Annotated in this window: 4 protein-coding genes; 2 read left to right on the top strand and 2 right to left on the bottom strand. The window is 73.6% G+C overall.

Annotation, left to right across the window (positions count from 1 at the left end):
• The first annotated feature begins 295 nt into the window (after positions 1 to 295).
• Positions 296 to 928 carry an HAD family hydrolase gene (locus tag ACZ4VL_RS15445; RefSeq protein ID WP_468199876.1) on the top strand — a complete coding sequence of 211 codons (633 nt, stop codon included), beginning with the start codon at positions 296 to 298 and terminating at the stop codon, positions 926 to 928.
• 222 nt (positions 929 to 1,150) lie between these two features.
• On the opposite strand, the gene ACZ4VL_RS15440 is transcribed toward ACZ4VL_RS15445, so the two are convergent.
• The gene (locus tag ACZ4VL_RS15440) at positions 1,151 to 1,792 is read right to left on the bottom strand and encodes a 3'-5' exonuclease (RefSeq protein WP_468199874.1); all 642 of its coding nucleotides are present in this window, start codon (positions 1,790 to 1,792) and stop codon (positions 1,151 to 1,153) included.
• Positions 1,793 to 1,834: 42 nt separating this feature from the next.
• Positions 1,835 to 3,025 (bottom strand): GDSL-type esterase/lipase family protein, encoded by a 1,191-nt coding sequence (locus ACZ4VL_RS15435; RefSeq protein WP_468199872.1) that lies wholly within the window; start codon positions 3,023 to 3,025, stop codon positions 1,835 to 1,837.
• Positions 3,026 to 3,234: 209 nt separating this feature from the next.
• Between ACZ4VL_RS15435 and ACZ4VL_RS15430 the strand changes: the two genes are divergently transcribed.
• Positions 3,235 to 4,893, top strand: a complete 1,659-nt coding sequence (locus ACZ4VL_RS15430; protein WP_468199870.1) for an NnrS multi-domain protein — start codon at positions 3,235 to 3,237, stop codon at positions 4,891 to 4,893.
• Positions 4,894 to 5,048: the final 155 nt, after the last annotated feature.

Genomic DNA, 5,048 nt, shown 5'->3' with positions numbered 1-5,048 from the left:
GTGCGTACGCCACCCACTGCGGGCGTGGCGTACGCACCACCGCGCTCCGGCGCGTTCGCCCCGCCAAGCCGCCTGACGGCGCGTCGAGAACGCAGCACCGATCGGATGCGCCGTGCCGCGCCGCCGCGTAGGCACGGCGACCCCCGGCACCTTCTCCGCGGCCCGTGCCACCGGCCGGGCGGCGCACCCTGCTCCAGGACGTGGCCCGCCGCGCCCCACGCCAGCCCCCCCCGGTACCACCGGGCGCGGGGCGAGGTGCCTCGACGACCGCGGAAGGTGCTGCTATGCAAAGGGGGTGACCCATGATGCGATAGCCGGCGCTCCCTTCGACGCACTGCTCTGCGACGTCGACAACGTGATCCGCTTCTACGATCCGGGACTGCTCCCGGAGCTGGAGCGGCACGCGGGGCTGGCGGAGGGCACGACCGCGCGGGTGGCCTTCGCTCCCGAACGGGACCTGCCGCTGCTCCTGGGCGAGATCACCAAACGGCAGTGGGTGGATTCCATCGTGCTGGGCCTGGCCGACCGCGTGCCGGAGCCGGTCGCCCGCGAGTTGGGCACGGCGTTCGCCGAGGCCCCCTTCCGGGCCGACGAGGCGGTGGTGGCGCTGCTCCGCCGGGCGCGGGCCCACATGCCCCTGGTGCTCGTGACGAACGCCACCGAGGAACTGGAGGCGGACCTGGTGACGCTGGGGCTGGCCGACCTCGCGCACCACGTCGTCAGCAGCGCCCGGGTCGGGGTCGCCAAGCCGGACCGCCGGATCTACGAGATCGCGGCCGACAGGGCCGGCGCCGCCGTGTCCCGCTGCCTGTTCGTGGACGACCGGGCCGAGAACGTCGAGGCGGCGGTCGCGATCGGCATGACGGGCGTGCACTACCGACAACTCGCCGACCTCAGCGCGGTGCTGGACTTCCTGCCGCCCCGCTGAGACCCGCCGCGCGGGGGCGCGCCCGGCCCCCTACCCGTGTCCCCCGGTCGACGCCCGAACGGACCGCGGGGGCCGCGGGCGGCCCGGCCGGTTCGGCTCGCGCCGCGCAGTCCCCGCCCGCACGGCGCGCGCTCAGCGGGCCCCGGCCGTGTGCCGGCGGCATTCGTCCAGGACAGACACCCCGTCGCGCCCCGCGCCCGGCGGCCCGTGTGAGCCGGGAGACTAACGGGTGTCCCCGGCACCGACGTCGGTACCGGTACCGGCCTCCGCCGGGCCCTGCCACAGCATGAGGTTGCTCATCAGTTCCGCCTGTTCGACGGCGTCGTCGAGCGCGTGGTGGGTGTGGCGGCGGCGGGAGCGGAGCTCGGCCGGCATGCGGCCCTTGACCGCGGCCCGCAGCGGGACCCGTGCCTTCGCCGCGTAGAGGGTCTTCATGTCCAGGCAGCCGGAGTGCCCGAAGGGGCTGTCGCCGCCGAACCGCATCAGGTACCAGTACAGGAAGGTCCAGTCGTAGGAGGCGGGGTAGCCGCACATCACCGGCTGCGCGCCGGCGTCCTCGGCCACCGTGCGCACCCACCGGCGGAACGCGGCCATGGCCGCGCCCGGGTCGGTGCCCTCGCGCAGCAGCCGGTCCCGGTCGAGCCCGCTGACGGCCAGGGCCTCGGGGTCGTACTGGTCGCTGATCGGCCGCAGTTCGCGGTAGAAGGTCCGCCGCTCGGGATCGGCGGCCGTGTAGCGGGCACCGTCCTGCCGGCCGGCGACGGCGGCACCGAAGCTGATCATGGAGTAGGGGCCGGGGATCGGGCCGTCGGCCTCGATGTCGACGGAGATGTAGAGGCTGGGGCGCGCGGTACGGGCTGGCATGTGCCGAGCATGCCAGCCCGCACGGCGCTCGTTCATCCGGATTTACGGGGCCGGGGTGAGGTACATCCCCGTCTGGTCCGCGCCCGCGGTGTTCTTGCAGCCGACGCCCGAGGTGGGGCCCTGGCCGACGGCGAGGGCCAGGCAGCGGCCCAGCGCCAGTTGGCCGAAGTGGTTCGGGTGCATGGACTCCTGGACCAGCCCCTGCGTCTCGCTGCTGTCGATCCAGCGCGCCCACTCGCTCGTCTTCGCCGACGCCGGCGCGGCGGAGGTGACCTGCTTGCTGGCCTTCGCGCACACCTCGCGGCCCTGCATCATGTCCCGCAGGTCCAGGAACTGCACGCCCTTGGCCGCCGCCACCGCCTTGAGGCGGTTCGCGATCTGCGGGACGAGGGAGTCCCGCGCCCAGTCGGAATCCCGGTTCCAGAACGGGCAGCCGCCGGTGTTCAGGCGGCTCCAGTCGCTCTGGGTGTAGCGGTTCTCCGCGCCGCGCGGGATCGGCGACGGGTAGGACTGGAGCACGATCCGGTACGCGGAGTCGCCGTAGCCGGCGGCGCGCATCACGGCCCGGACCTCGTCCACGGACTTCCCGACGTTCGCCATGACGCCGTCGATCTTCTGGTCGACGCCGTACTGCTGGTCGTCGTAGCAGTACGAGTTCCAGATCACGAAGTCGAGCGCGCAGTCCTTGATGATGTCGGCGAAGCCGAGGTCGTTGCCGCCGATGGACAGGGCGATGACCTTGACGTCGTGGCTGGCGGCGACGGCGGCGAGCTGGTCGGCCTGCGGGGCCTCGCCCTTGTAGGGGACGCCGCCGTTGACGGAGCGGAACACGTTCTCGGTGGTGGCGCCGGAGCAGGCCAGGTTGATCGCGACGTCCGCGATCGCCCCGGCGCTCTTGACCTCGGCGGAGTCGGAGCGGTGGCATCCGCCCGCGGTGGTGCCGTACACCTTCGACGGGTCGTACACGCTGCCGCTGACCCAGGCCCGGTCGGTGCCGGTCCGACTGCCGGTGTTGGTGAGGCTGTTGCCCTTCCAGCGCCCGGCCTCGCCGGAGATGTAGCTGTCGCCCATGGACACCACGGCGGTGGGCCCGGTCCCGGGCGCGGCGGCCGCCGTCCCGGCGGGGGCGGCGACGAGTGCGCCGACGGCGAGCGGCAGGGCCAGCCCGGCCCCGGCCAGTCGGCGCACCCGGCGGCGTGTCCTGTCCTTGCTGGCGTAGCGGAATCCGATCACGACGGAACTCCTGCGGTAGGCCATGCCGGAGCCGGAGCGCGAGAGAACTCCGGGGCATGGCTGGGGAAGTGGGGGACACCGCCGGCCGGTGGCACGGAGAAGGTGACACGCCCTGGCTTGTTACCGCTAGGTAGCCGCAGATTACGATGACGTAACGACCGACCGGTCGTTCGGCCGCCCGAGTTCCACTTCAGGCGGCCCGGAATTCCGTGCGCACCACCCCGCCGCAGCCCGGTACGGTCACCCGACCGGACCGGGAGATACGGGGGTTGAAGGTGGTGCGACGGCAGTACGACCAACGGGTGCTCAGCCTGGTCGAAGTGCGCGGCGGAACACGGGACTTCGACCAGGCCAGAGCCGCGTTCGGCGCGCAGGGATGGCCCGTCGTGGCCGAGTTCGGCCGCGGGGAGGGCCCCTCCGCCGGAGTCCTCAGCGCCGATTCCGGGGCCCGCCTGTTCTGCGTCGAGGTCCGGCTCTTCGGCGCGCGCAACAGTCGTACCGAGCGGGCGGCCGGCTGGCGGATCCGTCAGCTCGCGAAGTCGGCCGTACTCGAGATGTACGTACGCCGCACCGAGCTGGTGGACGCCGACCGGGAGCAGCTGGAGGAGTACCGCTCCCACACCACCGCCCACCGGCCCGACCCGCGGCGTGCGGCGGGCCGGCGCGCGCGGGTCCTGGAGCGCTGGGGCCGCTACGACACCGGGTCCATCGCACTCGGCACGCCGTCAGAGGCCAGGCGGCTGGCCCGCATGGGCCTTCCGGGCGGCTCACCCGCCCGCCCCGGACTGGACGTACGGATGTCCCCGCGGCGCGGCGGGCGCGACCGGGAGCTGCCGCGCGAGGACGAGTTCGACAGGCGCCTGGGTCGGGTCTTCGGCTGGCTGCTCGTGATGGCCTTCACCATCGGCTGCTTCCGGCAGGCACAGGGCCCGTTGCGCTGGCCGTTCCTGCTGATCGGCTGCGGTTGCCTCGCCGGTGCGCTGGTCTGCGCCGCCCGGGGCGGTGCGGTACCGCGGACGGCGGCCGGCGGCACCGGCCCGGGAGCCGCGGCCCGGCGTCGGGCGGACAGGGCGGCGCGCCTGCGGGGGCTGGTCGGCGGGGCGGTGGCCGCCGCCGTCTTCCTCTGCCTGGTCTACGGGGTGCCCGGGGGGTCTCCGTGGACACCGCTGCACATGCTGGTCACCGCTGCGGTCACGGTGACCGTCGTCGGCATCTGGCTCCTGATGCGCCAATGGACCACGTGGACGGAGTGGTTGACGGCCACCGTGCCGCTCGCGGTGACCCTCGTGACCGGCCTGGTCGTCGCCTCCGGTTCCGTGCTCCACGGGCTGTACGCGGACGGCCTCGACCTCACCCCGGACGAACTCGACGTGCCCGGTCTGTGGCAGGTCGTGGCCGGGGCGAAGCTGGTCTCCTATCTGGGTTTGGGGCTGCTCGGGCCGGCGCTGTGGGGGATCGCCAAGCACTTCCACTTCCCCTTCACCAAGCCCGGCGAGCACCTCAACGTGGTGGTGTACGTCCTCCTCTACGTCGGGGTCGTCGCCTCCCTCGTGGGGCTCGCCCTCGACAACGCCGCGCGGGCGGTCGCCCGCACCCAGGAGGCGGCCGAGCAACGCCGCGCCGCGCCCTCCTACTTCGGTGTGGAACCCGAGTGGACCTGCGTCCAGCCGACCGTTCCCCCGGCCGGGCTCAACACCGAGGGAGGGCTGCTCGATCCCGGCCGGCCGTACCTGTTCTTCGGCGTCGCCGACAAGATGGCGCTGCTGTGGAACACCGAGACGGACGCGCCGTTGAAGGAACCCGTCGGTCAGGTCCGGCTCGTCCCCGCCGAGGACCCGGCGCGGCCCTGCCCGCCGCCGACCGGATGACCGGCTGACCGGCGGGAGCGGGCGGAGCCCGGGCCGGACGTGACCGGCCCCGACCCTCACGGGATGCCGTTGGCTCATTCGCCCCGTTGAGCTTGTGCTCGGCGGGGCGAAGTGCTGCCAGGTGGGAGGTGCGGGTTCGGGCGCGGGGCCTGTTG

The sequence above is a fragment of the Streptomyces sp. NPDC029014 genome (genome assembly GCF_055564695.1).
The sequence above is the reverse complement of the archived record's forward strand: the minus strand, read 5'-3'. Positions and strand labels throughout refer to the sequence as shown.

What these genes read in the sequence shown, in the direction of transcription:
- ACZ4VL_RS15440 (WP_468199874.1), bottom strand. Translation starts at nt 1,792, where the DNA reads ATGCCAGCCCGTACCGCGCGCCCCAGCCTCTACATCTCCGTCGACATC.